This window comes from Enterobacter sp. SCRI0065, assembly GCF_059766475.1.
Window position 1 is genome coordinate 128730 of record NZ_JCBAJB010000009.1, and the last position, 21472, is coordinate 150201.

Here is a 21472-nt window from a genome sequence, read left to right on the forward strand (position 1 = left end):
ATACTAGTTAACCTGCTACAGCCGGTTATGCGAGAAGGGTGAAAAATAACATGAGCGCAGATGAAAACAACCTGATTTGGATCGATCTTGAAATGACCGGGCTCAATCCCGAGCACGATCGCATTATTGAGATTGCCACGCTGGTGACCGATGCCAACCTGAATATTCTGGCAGAAGGCCCAACAATTGCAGTCCATCAGTCTGACGAGCAGCTGGCTCTGATGGACGACTGGAATGTGCGTACGCATACGGGGAGCGGCTTAGTAACGCGCGTGAAAGCGAGTACCCAAAGCGATCGCGATGCTGAGCTTGCGACCATTGAGTTCCTGAAACAGTGGGTTCCCGAAGGTAAATCGCCAATCTGTGGCAACAGCATTGGTCAGGATCGCCGTTTCCTGTTTAAGTATATGCCGGAGCTGGAAGCCTATTTCCACTATCGTTATCTGGATGTGAGTACGTTGAAAGAGTTGGCGCGTCGCTGGAAGCCGGAAATCCTCGATGGCTTTAAGAAGCAGGGCACGCATCAGGCCATGGATGACATTCGTGAATCGGTGGCGGAACTGGCGTTTTATCGCGAGCATTTCATTAAGCTTTGATTTTAATGCCCGGTACGCTTGCGCGGCCGGGTATTTGCCGTTAAATTGTTCAGCTTGCCGATTAATTAATCACTTGAGCGTGATTTTATAAAAATCGCTTTCAGGGGGGTTGCAGCTAAAAGGATTTCTCGTATAATGCGCCTCCCGTAACGACAGAGAATTACGCGTTACGACAGCAACAAAAGTAGTGGCAAATTTGCGGGAATAGCTCAGTTGGTAGAGCACGACCTTGCCAAGGTCGGGGTCGCGAGTTCGAGTCTCGTTTCCCGCTCCAAAATTTGAAAGTATTGTAAGATATACACAGCACCAGAATACCCAAGCGGGAATAGCTCAGTTGGTAGAGCACGACCTTGCCAAGGTCGGGGTCGCGAGTTCGAGTCTCGTTTCCCGCTCCAAATTTGAAAGTATCGCAAGATACACACAGCATCAGAATACCCAAGCGGGAATAGCTCAGTTGGTAGAGCACGACCTTGCCAAGGTCGGGGTCGCGAGTTCGAGTCTCGTTTCCCGCTCCAAATTCTTCTCATCTCTCCAGATTATCCACAGCGAATTCCTTCGTTGGGGACATTTTCTATTGTATTTGAAATACTATTGTAAACAGAGTTATCCACAGAATCGTCTGGTGTTCACTGATGAGCAAAAGCTTCGCACGGTGAATGGTTAATCTGTAACTTTTTGAATTTAAATGGAAAAATTTGATTTCAAAATGCTATGCAGATCACTTGACCTGTTTGCAAACCCTGATGGCGCTTGACTTCGTATTTTTATACACAGGCTGTGAATATATCAGGCGTCACGTATAAGCCCTTTTTCAATCACTCGAACCAGACGCTGTTTCTTCGGCAATTGTACTTCGACTACGCAGGCATTTCGCTTCTCGATTTGCTGCGCAATCGCCCATTCTATGTGTTCATCAAGAAGTGGGTGCTCACCTTTGCGACTCTCCAGCGCCGTAATATTGGCTTCATCCCATGCGGCATTGCCCAGCGCTACGGCGACATTTCGCAGCCAGCGTAAGTGACCGATGCGGCGGATGGCAGAACCTTCGGTCACTTTCAGAAACCAGGCTTCGGTCCAGGCGAAGAGTTCTATGAGCGGGGGAGCATGCAGAGCCTTGCGCGGGCTAAAATCTTCTTCGTCCGTCAGCTGTGAGTAACGATTCCAGGGACAGATCAGCTGGCAATCATCGCAGCCGTAGATCCGGTTGCCGATGAGTGGCCGAAACTCTTCCGGGATTGCCCCTTCCAGTTCAATGGTGAGATAAGAGATGCATCGACGTGCATCGACGGTGTAGGGCTCAACAATGGCGCCGGTAGGGCAGATGGTCATACAGGCCACGCAGCGACCGCAGCCTTCTTCTACCGGGCCATCAACCGGAAGCGGTAAATCAATCAGTAATTCGCCCAGAAAGAAAAATGAGCCCGCGTCGCGACTCAGGATAAGTGAGTGCTTACCTGTCCAGCCCAGCCCCGCTTTTTCTGCAATTGGGCGTTCGAGAATAGGCGCAGAATCGACAAACGGTCTAAAATTCAGCGAGCCACAGTGTTGCTGAATAGTTTCTCCGAGCTTTTTGAGTCGGTTACGCAAAAGCTTATGATAATCACGTCCCAGTGCGTAACGGCTGACGTAACCCAGCGACGGGTCTTTCAGCGTGCGGGCAAACGCCGCATTAGCGGGCAGGTAGTTCATACGAACGCTAATTACGCGCAACGTACCCGGTAAGAGCTCGTGTGGACGGGCACGCATCATGCCGTGACGCGCCATCCACTCCATCTCGCCGTGGTATTGTTTGTCGAGCCAGGCCTGCAATTTAGGCTCACTGGCGGAAAGATCGGTATCGGTGATACCGACTTTTTGAAAGCCAAGCTCGGCGCCCCACTGTTTAATGTTTTGCGCTAACTGATTGAGATCGAGGGGCTGTGACATGACGGACCATACGGTGAAGAAAAACCCCGCAAGTATACCACATTCTGTCTGGCCTGCGGACGACCTCCGTCGTGCTGAAAAAGAGGCTGCTGACAGCCTTGGACTCACATTATTTGAACTGATGCAGCGCGCGGGCGAAGCGGCGTTTACCGTTGCTCAAACTGCGTACCCTCAGGCGCAGAGCTGGTTGATTCTGTGCGGCCACGGCAATAACGGCGGTGATAGTTACGTCGTCGCGCGTCTTGCTGTCGCTGCCGGTATTCAGGTTAGGTTACTGGCGCTGGAAAGTGATAAACCTTTACCGGAAGAGGCGAGTGCCGCGCGTGAAGCCTGGCTTAATGCGGGCGGTGAAATCCATGCGGCAGATATCGTCTGGCCGGAAGGCGTTGATCTGATTATCGATGGGCTGCTCGGAACTGGGCTAAAGCACGCCCCGCGTGAGCATGTTGCGACGTTGATTGAGCAGGCCAACTCGCATCCCGCCCCGGTGGTTGCACTGGATATTCCCTCTGGCCTGATCGCGCAAACCGGTGCGACACCCGGCGCGGTGATAAATGCAGCGCACACGGTGACGTTTATCGCACTTAAGCCCGGGCTACTCACCGGTAAAGCTCGCGATGTCGTGGGCGACCTGCACGTTAACGCGCTTGGATTAGACCGCTGGCTGGCTGCGCAAGAAGTGGCGATGACCCGTTTTGATGCCTCTCAGCTTGCGCAGTGGCTGGTACCGCGCCGCCCGACGTCGAATAAAGGCAATCACGGTAAGCTGGTGGTTATCGGCGGCGATCACGGTACGGCAGGGGCGATTCGTATGGCCGGGGAAGCGGCGCTGCGAGCGGGGGCAGGGCTTGTTCGAGTGCTGACTCGCCTTGAAAATATTCCGGCCATTATCACGGCCCGCCCTGAACTCATGGTGCATGAACTCACGCCACAATCCCTTGATGAAAGCCTGGAATGGGCTGATGTGGTGGCGATCGGCCCGGGGCTGGGGCAGCAATCGTGGGGTAAAAAGGCGCTACAAAAGGTCGAGAATTATCGTAAACCGATGCTATGGGACGCCGACGCGTTGAACCTTCTGGCAATCAATCCTGATAAACGTCACAATCGCATTCTGACGCCACACCCCGGCGAAGCCGCGCGACTGCTTAACTGCAGCATCGCAGAAATTGAAAGCGATCGCTTACTTTCTGCGCAGCGTCTGGTAAAACGTTACGGTGGTGTTGCAGTTTTGAAAGGGGCAGGCACTATTGTGGCCTGTGAATCTGGCGCGTTGGGCATTATTGACGCGGGCAATGCCGGAATGGCGAGTGGCGGAATGGGCGATGTGCTCTCCGGCATTATCGGCGCATTGCTAGGACAGAAACTCCCCCTTTATGATGCAGCCGTTGCTGGCTGCGTAGCCCATGGTGCAGCAGGCGACAGGCTTGCAGCACGGTATGGCACGCGCGGCATGCTGGCGACCGATCTTTTTGACACGCTGCGGCGTGTTGTTAACCCGGATATGATTGACGTAGAAAATGATTAATCAAGCGATTGCATTACCCGATGAGCAGGCAACTTTGGATTTTGGCAAGCGTCTGGCGCTGGCCTGCGAGGGCGCAACCGTCATTTATCTGTATGGTGATTTAGGCGCGGGTAAAACGACCTTCAGCCGGGGGTTTTTGCAGGCGTTGGGCCATAAAGGAAATGTGAAAAGCCCGACCTATACGCTGGTTGAACCCTACACTCTCGAAAATTTGATGGTGTACCACTTTGATCTGTATCGACTTGCGGACCCAGAGGAGCTGGAATTTATGGGTATCCGCGACTATTTTGCCAACGATGCCATTTGCCTGGTGGAGTGGCCGCAACAGGGCGCGGGTGTGTTGCCCGATCCGGATATCGAAATTCACCTGGACTACCAGGCGCAAGGGCGTGAGGCACGCATCAGTGCTGTTTCCTCATCAGGGTATTCCTTACTGGCGCGGTTAGCCGGTTAAGCTTAGGGATCACGGGATGATTAGTCGCGTTAAAGGTTGGTTGTTGGCTGCAACGGTGCTGCTGTGCGCACAGGCTGGGGCCGCGAATTTATCGGATATTCAGGTATCCAATGGCGATGCGCAGGCGCGCATTACGTTCAGTTTTATAGGCGATCCAGACTACGCTTTCTCGCAGATCGATAAGCGCAGCGTGGCGCTGGATATCAAACAGACCGGCGTGATTCAGGGTTTACCGTTGCAATTTAGCGGCAATAACCTGGTCAAAAGTATTCGCTCTGGTACGGCAAAAGACGCCCAGTCACTGCGACTGGTGGTCGATCTTACGGAGAACGGCAAAACGCGTGCGGTGAAGCAGCAGAATGGCTCGAATTACACCGTCGTGTTTACCATCAATGCCGACGCACCACCGCCTCCACCTCCGCCGCCCGTTGTGGCGAAGCGGGTCGAAGCCCCAGTCGTGGCACCTCGTCCTTCTGAACCCGCGCGTAATCCGTTTAAAGCGGAAAACGACCGTATGACCAGCGTGACCAGCAGCAACACCGTGACTCGTCCTGCGGCGCGTGCTCGCGCATCGACAGACGCGTCGAGCGAAAAGGTGATCATCGCCATTGACGCGGGTCACGGTGGGCAGGATCCTGGTGCAATTGGCCCGGGCGGTACGCGTGAGAAAAACGTCACTATCGCCATTGCCCGTAAGCTGCGCGCGTTGCTGAATGATGATCCGATGTTTAAAGGCGTCATGACCCGTGATGGTGATTACTTTATTTCTGTCATGGGACGATCCGACGTTGCGCGTAAGCAAAACGCGAACTTCCTGGTGTCTATTCATGCGGATGCTGCGCCAAACCGTAGCGCGACCGGTGCCTCGGTATGGGTTCTCTCAAACCGTCGCGCAAACAGTGAGATGGCGAACTGGCTCGAAGAGCATGAAAAACAGTCGGAACTGTTAGGCGGTGCGGGAGATGTGCTGGCCAACAGTCAGTCCGATCCGTATCTCAGCCAGGCGGTTCTGGATTTACAATTCGGTCATTCTCAGCGCGTCGGGTATGATGTGGCGACAAACGTTATCAGCCAGTTGCAGCGCGTTGGGGCGATACATAAACGCCGCCCGGAACATGCGAGCCTGGGGGTGCTGCGTTCGCCGGATATCCCATCGATTTTGGTCGAAACCGGTTTTATCAGTAATAACGGTGAAGAGCGCCTGCTGGCAAGCGACAGCTATCAGCAGGAAATCGCGAATGCCATTTTTAACGGTCTGCGCAATTACTTTGCTTCACATCCGCTGCAGTCTGCCCCACAAGGTGGTGCCGGTCAAACGGCTAGCGCGGCTCTGCCGGGCGAAATGAGCGCGACCCACTAAGGAGAATTCATGCCGATTCAGGTTCTGCCGCCGCAGCTTGCGAACCAAATCGCCGCCGGCGAGGTAGTGGAGCGTCCTGCATCGGTTGTGAAGGAACTCGTTGAAAATAGCCTTGATGCGGGTGCTACCCGCATTGATATTGATATTGAACGCGGTGGCGCAAAGTTAATCCGCATTCGTGACAATGGCTGTGGCATTCAAAAAGACGAGCTGGCGCTGGCGCTGGCTCGTCATGCCACCAGTAAAATCGCCTCGCTTGACGATCTGGAAGCCATAATCAGCCTCGGTTTTCGCGGTGAGGCCCTTGCCAGTATCAGCTCTGTTTCCCGACTGACGCTCACCTCTCGTACTGCTGAACAGCAAGAAGCCTGGCAGGCATATGCCGAAGGGCGCGATATGGATGTTACGGTTAAACCCGCGGCACATCCGGTAGGAACCACGCTTGAAGTGCTGGATCTGTTTTACAACACTCCCGCCCGCCGCAAATTTATGCGCACTGAAAAAACGGAGTTCAGCCATATTGATGAGATTATTCGTCGTATCGCGCTGGCACGTTTTGACGTCGCCATTAATCTCAGCCATAACGGTAAAGTGATGCGGCAGTATCGCGCAGTGGCAGAGGGTGGGCAGAAAGAGCGTCGGCTCGGTGCAATCTGTGGCACAGGGTTTCTTGAGCAGGCACTTGCCATCGAGTGGCAACATGGCGATTTAGCCATGCGCGGTTGGGTTGCCGATCCTAAAACGGTTAATGCGACGCTGGCAGACATTCAGTATTGCTACGTCAACGGGCGCATGATGCGTGACCGTCTGATTAATCACGCCATTCGTCAGGCTTGTGAAGATAAGCTGGGTGCCGACCAGCAGCCTGCCTTTGTGCTGTATCTGGAGATAGATCCGCATCAGGTTGACGTTAACGTGCATCCCGCTAAGCATGAGGTCCGCTTTCATCAGTCGCGTTTAGTCCACGATTTTATCTATCAGGGCGTGTTGAGCGTTTTGCAGCAGCAGGCTGAACCCACCCTGCCGCTGGCCGAAGAGGTCATTGCACCGCGCCCAATCCCAGAAAACCGCGTGGCCGCAGGCCGCAATCAGTTTGCCGAACCCGCCGTTGCGCGTGAAACGGCCGCGCCGCGTTACGCTTCCACCGGGAGCGCGGCTCCCCGTCCGACGGGAGCAAACTACCCGCATGCACCGGGATATCAAAAGCAGCAAGGGGCGCTATACGGTAAATTGCTGGATACTCCCGCGGTCGAGCGTAAAGAAAATGTCGCGCAGTCTGCGCCAGTACTCGACGGACATAGTCAAAGTTTTGGCCGCGTATTAACCATTATTGCACCGGACGCAGCGCTGCTTGAACGTGAAGGTCAATTATCGCTTTTGGCTTTGCCCGTTGCAGAGCGTTGGTTGAAGCAAGCGCAATTGACGCCAGGCGCAAACGCGGCCTGCGCGCAGCCCTTGCTGATTCCCGTTCGTCTCAAAATCTCCGCAGATGAAACCGCGATTTTGCAACGAGCGACAGCGCTGTTGGCGGAAATGGGTATCGAATTTATGTTAGAGGCACATCATGTGACGATTCGCGCGGTTCCTTTACCCTTACGCCAACAAAATTTACAAATCTTGATTCCTGAACTGATAGGCTACCTGGCGCAGCAGACCACGTTGGAGGCTGCCAATACCGCACAATGGATCGCCCGACATTTAGCGAGCGACCCTCATCCGTGGAGTATGGCGCAAGCGATTACCGTGTTGGCAGAGGTTGAACGTCTTTGCCCACAATTGGTCAAAGCACCGCCGGGTGGTTTATTACAACCTGTTGATTTACATTCGGCGATGAAAGCCCTGAAAGATGAGTGATGTGAGTAAGGCGAGCCTGCCTAAGGCAATTTTTTTAATGGGGCCAACGGCCTCCGGGAAAACGGCGTTAGCCATTGAGCTACGTAAAGTTTTGCCAGTAGAGTTGATTAGCGTCGATTCTGCCCTTATTTATCAAGGGATGGATGTCGGCACGGCAAAGCCGAACGCAGAAGAACTGCGTGCGGCGCCGCACCGGTTGCTGGATATTCTCGACCCCGCGCAGGCGTATTCCGCAGCGGATTTCCGCCGCGATGCGTTGGCGCAAATGGCCGAGATTACCGCTGCGGGACGGATACCGTTGTTGGTTGGCGGTACTATGCTCTACTTTAAGGCGTTGCTGGAGGGATTATCACCTCTTCCATCAGCGGATCCAAAAGTGAGAGCAATGATTGAGCAGCAGGCGGCAGAGCAGGGGTGGAGCGCGTTGCACAAGCAACTGGAAGAGGTTGATCCGGTTGCCGCAGCACGGATTCATCCAAATGATCCGCAAAGGCTTTCCCGAGCACTGGAAGTTTTTTTCATTTCGGGTAAAACTTTAACGGAACTGACGCAAACGTCAGGAGAGGCTCTGCCGTATCAGGTGCATCAGTTCGCCATCGCCCCGGCGAGCCGTGAACTGCTCCATCAGCGAATTGAGCAGCGTTTTCATCAGATGTTAGCTTCAGGTTTTGAAGCAGAAGTGCGGGCGCTATTTGCTCGCGAAGATTTGCATACGGACATGCCTTCCATTCGTTGTGTCGGATATCGCCAGATGTGGTCATACATTGAAGGTGAGATTTCATACGATGAAATGGTTTATCGAGGTATTTGCGCCACAAGACAGTTGGCGAAGCGCCAGATTACCTGGTTGCGCGGTTGGGATGGCGTCCACTGGTTAGACAGTGAGAAACCGCAACAAGCGTTCGACGATGTTTTACAGGTAGTGGGTGATATCGCACACTGAATGTGTACAATTAAGCCGTATCGTGCGCAATTTTCAGAATCGCAAGGTTCTAAGTACATAACAAGCATATAAGGAAAAGATAGAATGGCTAAGGGGCAATCTTTACAAGATCCGTTCTTGAACGCACTGCGTCGTGAACGTGTTCCAGTTTCTATTTATTTGGTGAATGGTATTAAGCTGCAAGGTCAGATTGAGTCTTTCGATCAGTTCGTGATTCTGTTGAAAAACACGGTCAGCCAGATGGTCTATAAGCACGCTATCTCTACTGTTGTGCCGTCTCGTCCAGTATCTCATCACAGCAACAACACTGGCACTGGCACCGGCACCGGCAGTAACTACCATCATGGCAGCAACGCGCAAGGTTCTTCTGCGCCTGCGCAGGACAGCGAAGAAACCGAGTAAGGTTACGGGCTGTTTATCCACACGGGGAGCCAGGTTTCCTGCGTTCCCCGCTGATTTATTTTGAGGATTATACGCTTGTTTGACCGCTATGATGCTGGTGAACATGCGGTGCTGGTACACATCTATTTCACGCAAGACAAAGACATGGAAGACCTCCAGGAGTTTGAAGCTCTGGTCTCTTCCGCTGGCGTCGAAGCATTGCAGGTGATTACTGGTAGCCGTAAAGCACCGCACCCGAAGTATTTTGTTGGTGAAGGTAAAGCAATTGAAATTGCGGATGCCGTTAAAGCTGTCGGCGCGACGGTCGTGCTCTTCGATCATGCGCTATCTCCAGCTCAGGAACGCAATCTTGAAGCCCTGTGCGAATGTCGTGTTATCGACCGTACGGGATTGATACTAGATATTTTTGCCCAGCGTGCACGTACCCATGAAGGGAAACTGCAGGTTGAGCTGGCGCAATTGCGCCATCTGGCAACGCGCCTTGTGCGTGGCTGGACCCACCTTGAAAGGCAAAAAGGCGGGATTGGTTTGCGGGGACCGGGTGAAACCCAACTCGAAACTGACCGTCGATTGCTGCGTGGTCGTATTACCCAGATCCTCTCACGTCTGGCAAGAGTCGAAAAACAGCGTGAGCAAGGACGTCGTGCGCGCACGAAAGCTGACATCCCGACGGTGTCGCTGGTGGGGTATACCAACGCCGGTAAATCCACCCTGTTTAATCAGATTACTGAGGCCAAGGTTTATGCCGCAGACCAGTTGTTTGCGACCCTTGACCCCACGCTTCGTCGTATTGACGTGGCGGACGTAGGTGAAACCGTGCTGGCGGATACCGTAGGGTTTATTCGTCATTTGCCGCACGATCTGGTGGCTGCGTTTAAAGCGACCTTGCAGGAGACGCGTCAGGCGACCCTGCTGTTGCATATCATTGACGCTGCGGATGTTCGCGTGCAGGAAAACATCGACGCGGTGAATACCGTACTCGAAGAGATCGAGGCGCACGAGATCCCAACGCTTCTGGTGATGAATAAAATCGATATGCTCGACGATTTTGAGCCGCGTATCGACAGAGATGAAGAGAACAAACCGATTCGGGTCTGGCTTTCTGCCCAGACCGGTGTCGGCGTGCCACTGCTTTTCCAGGCTTTGACAGAACGTCTTTCCGGTGAGGTTGCTCAGCACACGCTGCGTTTGCCACCACAGGAAGGCAGGCTGCGCAGCCGGTTTTATCAGCTTCAGGCGATAGAAAAAGAGTGGATGGAGGATGACGGCAGCGTGGGGATGCAGGTGCGTTTGCCGATCGTTGACTGGCGTCGCCTCTGTAAACAAGAACCTGCGTTGATCGACTACGTAGTCTGATCAGATTAGGGTAGTCCTGAAGATATTCGCCCTTGCATAACAAATATGGAGCATATACATGGCGTGGAATCAGCCCGGTAATAACGGACAAGACCGCGACCCGTGGGGAAGCAGCAATAATCAAGGCGGCAACTCTGGGGGAAATGGCAACAAAGGTGGTCGCGAGCAGGGGCCTCCTGATCTGGACGATATCTTCCGCAAGCTAAGTAAAAAACTTGGCGGTTTTGGCGGTGGTAAAGGTTCTGGTTCGGGTGGTAATACCCCTCAGGGTCCTCGCACGCCTATCGGTGGCCGTGTGGTAAGCATTGCTGCTGCTGCCGTGGTTATCATTTGGGCAGCCAGTGGGTTCTACACCATTAAAGAAGCAGAGCGTGGTGTTGTGACTCGCTTCGGCAAATTTAGCCATTTGGTTGAGCCGGGTCTGAACTGGAAACCAACGTTTGTCGATAACGTGACTGCGGTAAACGTAGAATCGGTTCGTGAACTGGCGGCTTCCGGCGTGATGCTGACTTCTGACGAGAACGTCGTTCGCGTCGAGATGAACGTGCAGTATCGCGTAACCGATCCACAGCATTACCTGTTCAGTGTGACCAGCGCGGACGATAGCCTGCGTCAGGCGACTGACAGTGCGCTTCGTGGCGTGATCGGTAAATACACCATGGACCGTATTCTGACTGAAGGTCGTACCGTTATTCGTAGCGATACCCAGCGTGAGCTGGAAGAGACCATTCGTCCGTACAACATGGGTATCACCCTGCTGGACGTCAACTTCCAGGCTGCTCGTCCGCCGGAAGAGGTGAAAGCTGCATTTGATGATGCGATTTCCGCACGTGAAAATGAACAGCAGTACATCCGTGAAGCTGAAGCCTACACCAACGAAGTTCAGCCACGTGCTAACGGTCAGGCGCAGCGTATCCTCGAAGAGGCGCGTGCGTATAGGACTCAGACCGTGCTAGAAGCACAGGGTGAAGTGGCTCGCTTTGCTAAGCTCCTGCCTGAATATAAAGCCGCTCCGGAAATTACCCGTGAACGCCTGTATATCGAGACCATGGAGAAAGTACTGAGCCATACCCGTAAAGTGCTGGTGAATGACAGCAAAGGTGGCAACCTGATGGTTCTGCCGCTGGACCAGATGCTGAAAGGCGGTAATGCCTCCGGAGCAAAACAGGATAACAGCGGAGCCAACAATCTGCTGCGCCTGCCACCTGCGTCCGGGAGCAACTCTAACGCCAAAAACACGTCGTCTTCAACCGATGGTGACATCATGGACCAACGTCGCGCTAACGCGCAGCGTAACGACAGCCAGCGTCAGGGGGAATAACGATGCGTAAGTCAGTTATTGCGATTATTATCATCGTGCTGGTAGTGCTTTATGCCTCAATCTTTGTAGTGAAAGAGGGCGAGCGCGGCATCACCATGCGTTTCGGTAAAGTTCTGCGTGACGATGAAAACAAACCGCTGGTTTTCGAGCCGGGCCTGCACTTCAAGCTCCCGATGATTGAATCAGTGAAAATGCTCGATGCCCGTATCCAGACTATGGATAACCAGGCCGATCGTTTCGTGACCAAAGAGAAAAAAGACCTGATCGTCGATTCCTACATCAAATGGCGTATCAGCGATTTTAGCCGCTACTATCTGGCCACGGGCGGCGGTGACGTCTCTCAGGCAGAAGTGCTGCTGAAACGTAAGTTCTCTGACCGTCTGCGTTCTGAAATTGGTCGTCTGGATGTGAAAGACATCGTAACCGATTCTCGTGGTCGTCTGACGATTGAAGTCCGCGATGCGCTGAACTCCGGTTCTGCGGGTACGGAAGACGAAGTCGCAACGCCAGCCGCAGATGATGCGATTGCGAAAGCAGCTGAACGTGTGCAGACCGAGACCAACGGCAAAGCGCCGGTGATCAATCCGAACAGTATGGCAGCGCTCGGTATCGAAGTGGTTGACGTGCGTATCAAGCAGATCAACCTGCCTGCCGAAGTGTCCGAAGCGATTTACAACCGTATGCGCGCTGAGCGTGAAGCGGTAGCACGTCGTCACCGTTCACAAGGCCAGGAAGAAGCAGAAAAACTGCGTGCGACAGCGGATTATGAAGTCACCAAGACGCTGGCCGAATCTGAACGTCAGGGCCGCATCATGCGCGGTGAAGGCGATGCGGAAGCGGCGAAACTGTTTGCGGATGCATTCAGTCAGGATCCGGATTTCTATGCCTTTATCCGTAGCCTGCGTGCTTACGAAAACAGCTTCCAGAGCAATCAGGATGTGATGGTGCTTAGCCCTGACAGCGATTTCTTCCGTTATATGAAGACGCCAGGCAACGCCACGCGATAAACTCGACGCCGTTTGAGTTATCAAACCACCGCTCTTAACGGAGCGGTGGTTTTCTTTTATCAGGAGTTAAAATGAATTCAACCATCCTGTTGGCGCTGGCCTTAGTTTTGGTCTTTGAAGGTCTCGGCCCGATGCTTTATCCACGTGCCTGGCGTCGTATGATCGCCACCATGACCCAACTACCCGATAATATTTTACGTCGTTTTGGTGGTGGTCTTGTGGTTGCAGGAGTGGTTGTCTACTACATGTTGACGAAAACGATTGGCTGATCAAAAAGTGGTCGGATTTGCCTTATCGTGCGGGCAAAAAGTGCTGTATATCTGAAAAAGCGGTGGTAGAATCCATTTTTAAGCAATCGGTGATTTTTAAAAATGGGTAACAACGTTGTCGTACTGGGCACCCAATGGGGTGACGAAGGTAAAGGGAAGATCGTTGATCTTCTGACTGAACGTGCTAAATATGTTGTACGCTATCAGGGTGGTCACAATGCGGGCCATACTCTCGTAATCAACGGTGAAAAAACCGTCCTCCATCTTATTCCATCAGGTATTCTTCGTGACAATGTGACCAGCATCATCGGTAACGGTGTTGTGCTGTCTCCTGCTGCGCTGATGAAAGAGATGAAAGGCCTGGAAGACCGTGGTATCCCGGTTCGCGAGCGTCTGCTGCTCTCTGAAGCCTGCCCACTTATCCTCGACTATCACGTTGCGCTGGACGTGGCACGTGAAAAAGCGCGTGGCGCGAAAGCTATCGGTACAACCGGTCGCGGTATCGGCCCGGCTTATGAAGATAAAGTTGCTCGTCGCGGTCTGCGCGTTGGCGACCTGTTCGACAAAACCACCTTCGCTGAAAAACTGAAAGAAGTGATGGAATATCACAACTTCCAGCTGGTGAACTTCTACAAAGCTGACGCTGTTGACTACCAGAAAGTGCTGGATGATGTCATGGCGGTAGCGGATATCCTGACCGGTATGGTTGTTGATGTTTCCGACCTGCTGGACCAGGCGCGCAAGCGTGGCGATTTCGTCATGTTTGAAGGCGCACAGGGTACGTTGCTGGATATCGACCACGGTACCTATCCGTACGTAACCTCCTCTAACACCACTGCGGGTGGCGTGGCAACAGGTTCTGGCCTGGGCCCACGTTATGTGGATTACGTTCTGGGTATCATCAAAGCTTACTCCACTCGTGTGGGGGCGGGTCCGTTCCCGACCGAGCTTTTTGATGAAACCGGCGAGTTCCTGTGCAAGCAAGGTAACGAGTTTGGCGCGACTACTGGTCGTCGTCGTCGTACCGGCTGGCTGGATGCTGTTGCTGTACGCCGTGCTGTGCAGATCAACTCCCTGTCTGGCTTCTGCCTGACCAAGCTCGACGTTCTGGACGGGCTGAAAGAAGTGAAAATCTGCGTGGCTTACCGTATGCCAGATGGCCGCGAAGTGACGACCACTCCGCTGGCAGCTGACGACTGGCAAGGTATCGAGCCAATCTACGAAACCATGCCTGGCTGGTCTGAAACCACCTTTGGTGTGAAAGAGCGTAGTGGCTTGCCTCAGGCAGCGCTGGATTACGTTAAGCGTATTGAAGAACTGACCGAAGTGCCGATTGATATTATCTCTACTGGCCCTGACCGTTCTGAAACGATGATTCTGCGCGACCCGTTCGACGCCTAATTTTCGTTAATGCTGGCCTGCGGGGAAACCCGTAGGCCGGATAAGCGTAGCGCCATCCGGCGAACGCTCTTGGATCTCCGCTTTTTTGCCCCGCCTGTCAAATAAATTCGCCGTTAACTATCTGGCTGGTTTATCATCACTATTGAATATCTCTGCGGTCTAACCGCGTTTTTCCCTTTCCTGAGGTTGATGTGCAGTTAACGAGTTTCACCGATTACGGCTTACGTGCGCTGATTTATATGGCGTCGCTGCCACAAGGACAGATGACCAGTATCTCGCAGGTGACAGAGGTCTACGGCGTGTCCCGTAATCATATGGTCAAAATAATCAATCAACTTAGCCGTGCGGGATACGTTACTGCCGTCCGCGGGAAAAACGGGGGGATCCGACTCGGTAAACCTGCGCAGAGTATTCGTGTTGGCGATGTGGTGCGTGAACTGGAGCCGCTGTCTCTGGTGAATTGCAGCAGTGAGTTTTGCCACATTACCCCCGCTTGCCGCCTTAAAGAGGCGCTTTCCAAGGCTGTGCAAAGTTTTCTGGCGGAACTGGATAACTACACGCTGGCCGATTTGGTTGAAGAGAATCAACCACTGTATAAATTATTGCTGGTGGAATGAAGAAAATTTCCGCCGGAGCTGACAACGGAGGAACCGACATGTCACATGATCCTTTCCAGGAACGCGAAGCTGAAAAATACGCGAATCCTATCCCAAGCCGCGAGTTCATCATTGAACACTTAACTAAGCGCGAAAAACCCGCTAATCGTGAAGAACTTGCCGTTGAATTAAACATTGAAGGCGAAGAGCAAATTGAAGGCCTTCGCCGCCGCCTGCGCGCCATGGAGCGTGACGGACAGCTAGTCTTTACCCGCCGCCAGTGCTACGCGCTGCCGGAACGTCTTGACCTGTTAAAAGGCATTGTCATTGGCCATCGTGATGGCTACGGATTCCTGCGCGTCGAAGGCCGCAAGGACGATCTGTATCTGTCCTCTGAGCAGATGAAAATGTGCATCCACGGTGACCAGATCCTGGCCCAGCCGCTAGGTGCCGATCGTAAAGGTCGCCGTGAAGCGCGTGTGGTTCGCGTGCTGGTCCCCAAAAATAGCCAGATTGTCGGTCGCTACTTTACCGATGCCGGCGTGGGCTTTGTGGTGCCAGACGATAGCCGCATGAGCTTCGATATTCTGATCCCACCTGAAGCGGTGATGGGCGCACGTATGGGCTTTGTGGTGGTGGTTGAACTCACCCAGCGTCCGACACGTCGCACTAAAGCGGTCGGTAAAATTGTCGAAGTGCTGGGCGATAATATGGGCACCAGCATGGCCGTGGATATGGCACTGCGTACCCATGAAATTCCTTATATCTGGCCGCAAGCGGTAGAAGAACAGGTCAAAGACCTGAAAGAACAGGTGCCGGAAGAGGCCAAAGTGGGCCGCGTCGATCTGCGTGATTTGCCGCTGGTGACCATTGATGGCGAAGATGCCCGTGACTTTGATGACGCCGTATTCTGCGAGAAGAAACGCGGTGGCGGCTGGCGTCTGTGGGTGGCGATTGCCGACGTAAGCTACTACGTTCGTCCTAACACGCCGCTGGACAGCGAAGCGCGTAGTCGTGGTACCTCGGTCTACTTCCCGTCGCAGGTTGTTCCTATGCTCCCGGAAGTGCTCTCTAACGGTCTGTGTTCTCTGAACCCACAGGTTGACCGGCTGTGCATGGTCTGCGAAATGACCATCTCAACCAAAGGGCGTCTGACCGGCTATAAATTCTATGAAGCGGTAATGAGCTCGCATGCTCGCCTGACCTACACCAAAGTCTGGCACATGCTGCAAGGTGACCAGGAGCTGCGCGAGCAATACGCGCCGCTGGTTAAACACATCGAAGAGCTGCATAACCTCTACAAAACGCTGGAACAGGCACGTGAAGAACGCGGCGGGATCTCGTTTGAAAGCGAAGAGGCGAAGTTCATCTTTAACGCTGAACGTCGTATCGAACGTATTGAACAGACCCATCGTAACGATGCACATAAACTTATCGAAGAGTGCATGATCCTGGCGAATATCTCAGCGGCACGCTTTGTTGAGAAAGCGAAAGAGCCTGCGCTGTTCCGTATTCACGACAAGCCGACGACCGAGGCCATCACCTCCTTCCGTTCTGTGCTGGCGGAGCTGGGTCTGGAGCTGCCAGGCGGCAGCAAACCAGAGCCGCGTGATTACGCTGAACTATTGAAATCTATCGCCGATCGTCCTGATGCAGAAATGCTGCAAACCATGCTGCTGCGTTCGATGAAGCAGGCGATTTACGATCCAGAAAACCGTGGTCACTTTGGCCTGGCGCTGCAATCTTATGCGCACTTTACCTCACCGATTCGTCGTTATCCGGATCTGTCACTGCATCGCGCCCTTAAGTATCTGGTCGCGCAGGAGCAGGGACATAAGGGCAACACCACGGAAACCGGTGGCTACCACTATTCAATGGAAGAAGTGCTGCAATTAGGCCAGCACTGTTCCATGGCCGAGCGCCGCGCCGATGAAGCAACGCGTGATGTGGCCGACTGGCTGAAGTGTGACTTCATGCTGGATCAGGTAGGTAATGTCTTTAAAGGCGTTATTGCCAGTGTGACCGGTTTTGGCTTCTTTGTTCGTCTTGATGAGCTGTTCATTGATGGTCTGGTGCACGTTTCATCGCTGGACAACGATTACTATCGTTACGATCAGGTCGGGCAGCGTTTGACCGGTGAATCTGGCGGCCAGACTTATCGTCTCGGCGATCGCGTAGAAGTGAAGGTTGAAGCCGTTAACATGGACGAGCGTAAGATTGATTTCAGCCTTATTTCAAGCGAGCGCGCCCCGCGTAATGTGGGGAAAACGGAACGTGAAAAAGCCAAAAAAACCGGTAACGGTAAACCAAGCGGCGGTAAACGTCGCCAGGCAGGTAAGAAGGTCAACTTCGAGCCGGACAGCGCTTTCCGTGGCGAAAAGAAACAGAAGCCAAAGGCCGCGAAGAAAGAAGCGCGTTCAGTGAAAAAGCCTTCCGCTAAAACAGAGAAAATAGCTGCCGCGACCAAAGCGAAGCGTGCGATCAAGAAAAAGCAGGCGGAGTAAATTCCCCTCACCCTGACCCTCTCCCCAGTGGGGAGAGGGAAAAGAACCGTCATAATGAGAACCATCAATGAGTGAAATGATTTACGGCATCCACGCGGTGCAGGCCCTGCTGGAGCGCGCACCGGAGCGTTTTCAGGAAGTCTTTATTCTGAAAGGGCGCGAAGACAAACGTCTGCTGCCCCTGATCCATGCGCTGGAAGCCCAGGGCGTGGTCATTCAGCTGGCGAGCCGCCAGTACCTCGACGAGAAAAGCGAGGGTGCGGTTCACCAAGGGATCATCGCCCGTGCGAAGCCGGGTCGTCAGTATCAGGAAAACGATCTGCCGGATCTGATTGCTCAGCTGGATAATCCGTTTTTCCTGATCCTGGATGGCGTCACCGATCCACACAACCTTGGCGCGTGTCTGCGTAGCGCAGATGCTGCCGGTGTGCATGCGGTGATCGTCCCACGCGATCGCTCAGCGCAGTTGAATGCAACGGCGAAGAAAGTGGCCTGCGGCGCGGCGGAAAACGTTCCGTTGATCCGTGTGACCAATCTGGCGCGTACTATGCGTCAGCTTCAGGAAGAGAATATCTGGATCGTCGGTACCGCAGGCGAAGCCGATCACACTGTTTACCAGAGCAAAATGACGGGCCGTCTGGCGCTGGTGATGGGTGCTGAAGGGGAAGGGATGCGTCGCCTGACCCGTGAGCATTGCGATGAACTGATCAGTATCCCGATGGCGGGCAGCGTGTCGTCTCTGAACGTGTCTGTTGCAACGGGCATTTGCCTGTTTGAAGTGGTGCGTCAGCGTAGTTAATCGCGACTTTTGCCCGGTAGCGCCATGCCACCGGGCATACTATCACTCCTCTAATGACCGCAAATGGTCGTCTTTATTGAGCGTCATCAGCGCCACCATGCTCACCACTGCCGTTGCCATCACGTAGTAAGCCGGAATATCCAGATTCCCCGTCTGCTTAATCAATCCCGTAATAATTAGCCCCGCGCAGCCCGAGAAAATCGCATTTGATAGCGAATACGCCAGGCCAAGGCCCGTATAACGCACGCGTGTTGGGAACATCTCCGACAGCATCGCCGGACCAGGACCTGCCAGCATTCCCACCAGACCCCCTGCAATCAGTACCACAATTGCTTTGATTGCCAGCGTACTGGATTCCGCCTGCAATACTTTTAGCAGCGGCAGCGCGAGCACCAGCAGTAGCGCGGTGGCAATGACCATCACCGTGCGACGGCTAATACGGTCACTCAACATGCCAGAAGGAATTATCGTGAGTGCAAATCCGATATTGGAAATCACCGCGATCAGCAGCGCCTGGTTAAAGCCAGTATGCAGTGCCGACTGCAAATAGGTGGGCATAATCACCAGATAGGTATAACCCGCCGCAGACCACACCATCACTCGACCAATTCCCATCACAATGGCTTTAAGGGTGGCGGAGGTTTGTGCCGGAGTCGCGACCGGTTTTTGCTGTTGTTTCACGAAGCTTGGCGTCTCTTCCATACTCACTCGCAGCCACAGGGCGACCACGCCCATTGGCAGTGCCAGGAAGAAGGGAATGCGCCAACCCCAATCATGCAGCGCTTCAGGCGTCAGCACGGCAGAGAGCAACGCCACGATACCCGCGCCCGCTAACAGCCCCAGTGCGACGGTAAAGGACTGCCACGCGCCATAGAGGCCACGCTTGCCGCGAGGGGCGAACTCGGTCATCAGCGACACCGCGCCGCCATACTCACCACCTGCAAACAACCCCTGAAGGATACGCAGCCCGGTAATGATCAGCGGTGCGGCAATACCAATGCTGGCATATACCGGGACAACCCCGATAGCTGCGGTTGCTAATGTCATCAATATCAGCACGATGATAAGCGTCGGTTTACGGCCAATTCTGTCGCCGATGCGTCCGAATACCACCGCGCCTAAAGGGCGAAAGAAAAAGGCGATGGCAAACGATGCGTAGGTCAGGATGAGGCTGGTCATCCCTGCTTCACCTTCAAGCTGGAAGAAGTTTTTTGCAATCACGGTCGCCATAAAACCGTACACCGCGAATTCATACCATTCGATGAAGTTGCCAATCGAACCCGCGATCAACGCGCGCTTATGCGCATCCGGCGCATATTGGGAAGTTTGCATAATGATTCCCTGTAAGAAAGTGAGAATAAATTATTCAACAGATTGGGTGAAGTGAAATAGTTTATTCTTATATTGTGTGACCTGATTCACGAATGATTTCAGTAATATTGTCACCGTGTGACTGCTCTCCCATGCAGCGTTCACGCGCACTGTCCATACTTACTTTCAATTGCCACTGAAGGAGGGACACACAATGCACTGGCAGACGCACACCGTTTTTAATCAGCCCGTACCGCTTTCCAACAGTAATCTCTTTCTTTCCGATTGTGCCCTGCGCGATGCCGTAGCGCGTGAAGGCGCAGAGTGGGATATCGACCTGCTTGCCAGTATTGGTCAACAGTTGGGAACGGCGGAATCACTGGAACTGGGCAGGCTGGCTAACATCAATCCGCCTGAGCTTTTACGCTACGATTCCAGGGGAGAACGCCTGGACGACGTACGTTTTCATCCTGCCTGGCACCTGTTAATGCAAGGGTTATGCGCGAACCGGGTGCATAACCTGGCGTGGGAAGATGAAGCGCGTAAAGGCGCGTTTGTCGCCAGAGCCGCGCGTTTCATTTTGCACGCCCAGGTTGAAGCGGGCACGCTTTGCCCCGTCACGATGACCTTTGCCGCAACGCCTTTGCTGCAACAAGCGCTACCCTCCGCGTTTCACGACTGGCTGACGCCGCTACAGAGCGATCGCTACGATCCGCATTTGGCTCCTGGCGGGCTTAAGCGCGGGCTGCTCATCGGCATGGGAATGACTGAAAAACAGGGCGGTTCCGATGTGCTAACTAACACGACCCGAGCGGAGAAAAGCAGCGACGGCAGCTATCGTCTGGTGGGGCATAAATGGTTTTTTTCAGTGCCGCAAAGCGATGCGCATCTGGTGTTGGCGCAGGCGAAAGGGGGATTGTCGTGCTTTTTTGTTCCCCGCATCCTGCCCGATGGACAACGCAATGCCGTTCGTCTGGAACGCCTGAAAGAGAAACTCGGCAATCGGTCCAATGCCAGCAGTGAAGCTGAGTTTTTGGATGCGTCTGGCTGGCTATTAGGCGAAGAAGGCGAGGGCGTACGGCAAATCCTCAAAATGGGCGGGATGACACGTTTCGACTGTGCATTAGGCAGCCACGGCATGATGCGTCGTGCGCTCTCGGTTGCGCTGTATCATGCTCATCAGCGCCAGACGTTCGGTAAAAATCTTATCGATCAGCCGCTAATGCGCCACGTCCTGAGTCGAATGGCGCTCCTTCTGGAGGGGCAAACTGCGCTGTTATTCCGTCTGGCTCGCGCCTGGGATCAACGTGATGATGCCCGAGAAGTAGCCTGGGCGCGGCTCTTCACACCTGCTGCGAAATATAACGTCTGTAAAGCGGGAATGCCATTTGTGGCGGAGGCGATGGAAGTGCTGGGAGGAGCAGGTTACTGTGAAGAGAGCGAGTTGCCGCGGCTCTATCGCGAAATGCCGGTCAATAGCATCTGGGAAGGGTCTGGCAATGTGATGTGCCTGGATGTTCTGCGGGTGCTGGCGAAGCATCCGGCGATCCTCGATGTGCTACACGATGATTTTGCGCAGGTGAAAGGACAAGACCGCCATTTCGATCGCTGTTGGCGGCAGTTACAGCAAAAGCTGCGTAAACCTCATGAGGCGCAGGGCCGGGAGATAACTCAACAAATCTACTTACTAGGAACGGGAGCGCAGATGCTACGGTACGCATCGCCTCCGGTGGCGCAGGCGTGGTGTCTGATGATGCTGGATCCGCGCGGCGGCACGCTCTTGAACGAGCAGATTCAAAGCGATCTGCTGTTGCGGGCCACGGGGAGGGTGGGTTAATTATCCAGGGC

18 protein-coding genes and 3 tRNA genes are annotated in these 21472 nt (G+C 53.8%); 19 read left to right on the plus strand and 2 right to left on the minus strand.

Annotated features, from left to right (window positions below):
• The first annotated feature begins 50 nt into the window (after positions 1-50).
• The 4 genes from orn to AC6EMZ_RS19785 all read left to right on the plus strand — a co-directional run bounded on the left by orn (position 51) and on the right by AC6EMZ_RS19785 (position 1111).
• Positions 51-596, plus strand: coding sequence for an oligoribonuclease (gene orn / locus AC6EMZ_RS19770; RefSeq protein WP_498404454.1), 546 nt, complete (start codon positions 51-53; stop codon positions 594-596).
• A gap of 198 nt (positions 597-794) precedes the next feature.
• Positions 795-870, plus strand: a tRNA-Gly gene (locus AC6EMZ_RS19775).
• 45 nt (positions 871-915) lie between these two features.
• A tRNA-Gly gene (locus AC6EMZ_RS19780) sits at positions 916-991 on the plus strand.
• A 44-nt stretch (positions 992-1035) separates the two neighbouring features.
• Positions 1036-1111 (plus strand) — tRNA-Gly (locus AC6EMZ_RS19785).
• Between the two features lie 271 nt (positions 1112-1382).
• Here AC6EMZ_RS19785 and queG read toward each other — a convergent pair.
• Positions 1383-2522, minus strand: a complete 1140-nt coding sequence (gene queG, locus AC6EMZ_RS19790; RefSeq protein WP_498404456.1) for a tRNA epoxyqueuosine(34) reductase QueG — start codon at positions 2520-2522, stop codon at positions 1383-1385.
• Here queG and nnr point away from each other — a divergent pair.
• The 14 genes from nnr (at position 2521) to rlmB (ending at position 18313) form a co-directional block, all read left to right on the plus strand.
• Entirely contained in the window at positions 2521-4047 is a 1527-nt protein-coding gene (gene nnr / locus AC6EMZ_RS19795; protein WP_498404457.1) for a bifunctional ADP-dependent NAD(P)H-hydrate dehydratase/NAD(P)H-hydrate epimerase, read from the plus strand. The genes queG and nnr overlap by 2 nt on opposite strands.
• Entirely contained in the window at positions 4040-4501 is a 462-nt protein-coding gene (gene tsaE / locus AC6EMZ_RS19800; RefSeq protein ID WP_498404459.1) for a tRNA (adenosine(37)-N6)-threonylcarbamoyltransferase complex ATPase subunit type 1 TsaE, read from the plus strand. Before nnr ends, tsaE begins: the two co-directional genes overlap by 8 nt.
• Positions 4502-4517: 16 nt before the next feature.
• A complete protein-coding gene (gene amiB / locus AC6EMZ_RS19805) occupies positions 4518-5861 on the plus strand; it encodes an N-acetylmuramoyl-L-alanine amidase AmiB (RefSeq protein ID WP_498404460.1) in 1344 nt (447 codons plus the stop codon).
• 9 nt (positions 5862-5870) lie between these two features.
• Positions 5871-7715, plus strand: a complete 1845-nt coding sequence (mutL, locus tag AC6EMZ_RS19810) for a DNA mismatch repair endonuclease MutL (protein ID WP_498404462.1) — start codon at positions 5871-5873, stop codon at positions 7713-7715.
• Complete coding sequence (miaA, locus tag AC6EMZ_RS19815; RefSeq protein WP_498404463.1) at positions 7708-8658, plus strand: tRNA (adenosine(37)-N6)-dimethylallyltransferase MiaA; 951 nt, start codon at positions 7708-7710, stop codon at positions 8656-8658. Before mutL ends, miaA begins: the two co-directional genes overlap by 8 nt.
• Positions 8659-8742: 84 nt before the next feature.
• Positions 8743-9060, plus strand: a complete 318-nt coding sequence (gene hfq, locus AC6EMZ_RS19820) for an RNA chaperone Hfq (protein WP_498404464.1) — start codon at positions 8743-8745, stop codon at positions 9058-9060.
• A 75-nt stretch (positions 9061-9135) separates the two neighbouring features.
• On the plus strand, positions 9136-10416 hold the full coding sequence (gene hflX / locus AC6EMZ_RS19825; protein ID WP_498404465.1) for a ribosome rescue GTPase HflX: 1281 nt from the start codon (positions 9136-9138) through the stop codon (positions 10414-10416).
• A gap of 58 nt (positions 10417-10474) precedes the next feature.
• Complete coding sequence (hflK, locus tag AC6EMZ_RS19830; RefSeq protein WP_498404467.1) at positions 10475-11737, plus strand: FtsH protease activity modulator HflK; 1263 nt, start codon at positions 10475-10477, stop codon at positions 11735-11737.
• Between the two features lie 2 nt (positions 11738-11739).
• Positions 11740-12744, plus strand: coding sequence for a protease modulator HflC (hflC, locus tag AC6EMZ_RS19835; RefSeq protein ID WP_011915619.1), 1005 nt, complete (start codon positions 11740-11742; stop codon positions 12742-12744).
• 71 nt (positions 12745-12815) lie between these two features.
• The gene (locus AC6EMZ_RS19840) at positions 12816-13013 is read left to right on the plus strand and encodes a DUF2065 domain-containing protein (RefSeq protein WP_498404468.1); all 198 of its coding nucleotides are present in this window, start codon (positions 12816-12818) and stop codon (positions 13011-13013) included.
• A gap of 102 nt (positions 13014-13115) precedes the next feature.
• Positions 13116-14414, plus strand: a complete 1299-nt coding sequence (locus AC6EMZ_RS19845) for an adenylosuccinate synthase (protein ID WP_498404469.1) — start codon at positions 13116-13118, stop codon at positions 14412-14414.
• A gap of 191 nt (positions 14415-14605) precedes the next feature.
• Positions 14606-15031, plus strand: a complete 426-nt coding sequence (gene nsrR / locus AC6EMZ_RS19850; protein ID WP_498404471.1) for a nitric oxide-sensing transcriptional repressor NsrR — start codon at positions 14606-14608, stop codon at positions 15029-15031.
• A 38-nt stretch (positions 15032-15069) separates the two neighbouring features.
• Entirely contained in the window at positions 15070-17514 is a 2445-nt protein-coding gene (rnr, locus tag AC6EMZ_RS19855; RefSeq protein ID WP_498404472.1) for a ribonuclease R, read from the plus strand.
• Between the two features lie 67 nt (positions 17515-17581).
• Positions 17582-18313 (plus strand): 23S rRNA (guanosine(2251)-2'-O)-methyltransferase RlmB, encoded by a 732-nt coding sequence (gene rlmB, locus AC6EMZ_RS19860; protein WP_498404473.1) that lies wholly within the window; start codon positions 17582-17584, stop codon positions 18311-18313.
• A 42-nt stretch (positions 18314-18355) separates the two neighbouring features.
• On the opposite strand, the gene AC6EMZ_RS19865 is transcribed toward rlmB, so the two are convergent.
• On the minus strand, positions 18356-19645 hold the full coding sequence (locus tag AC6EMZ_RS19865; protein ID WP_498404474.1) for an MFS transporter: 1290 nt from the start codon (positions 19643-19645) through the stop codon (positions 18356-18358).
• Between the two features lie 193 nt (positions 19646-19838).
• Between AC6EMZ_RS19865 and AC6EMZ_RS19870 the strand changes: the two genes are divergently transcribed.
• Complete coding sequence (locus AC6EMZ_RS19870) at positions 19839-21461, plus strand: isovaleryl-CoA dehydrogenase (RefSeq protein ID WP_498404475.1); 1623 nt, start codon at positions 19839-19841, stop codon at positions 21459-21461.
• The last annotated feature ends 11 nt before the right edge of the window (positions 21462-21472 follow it).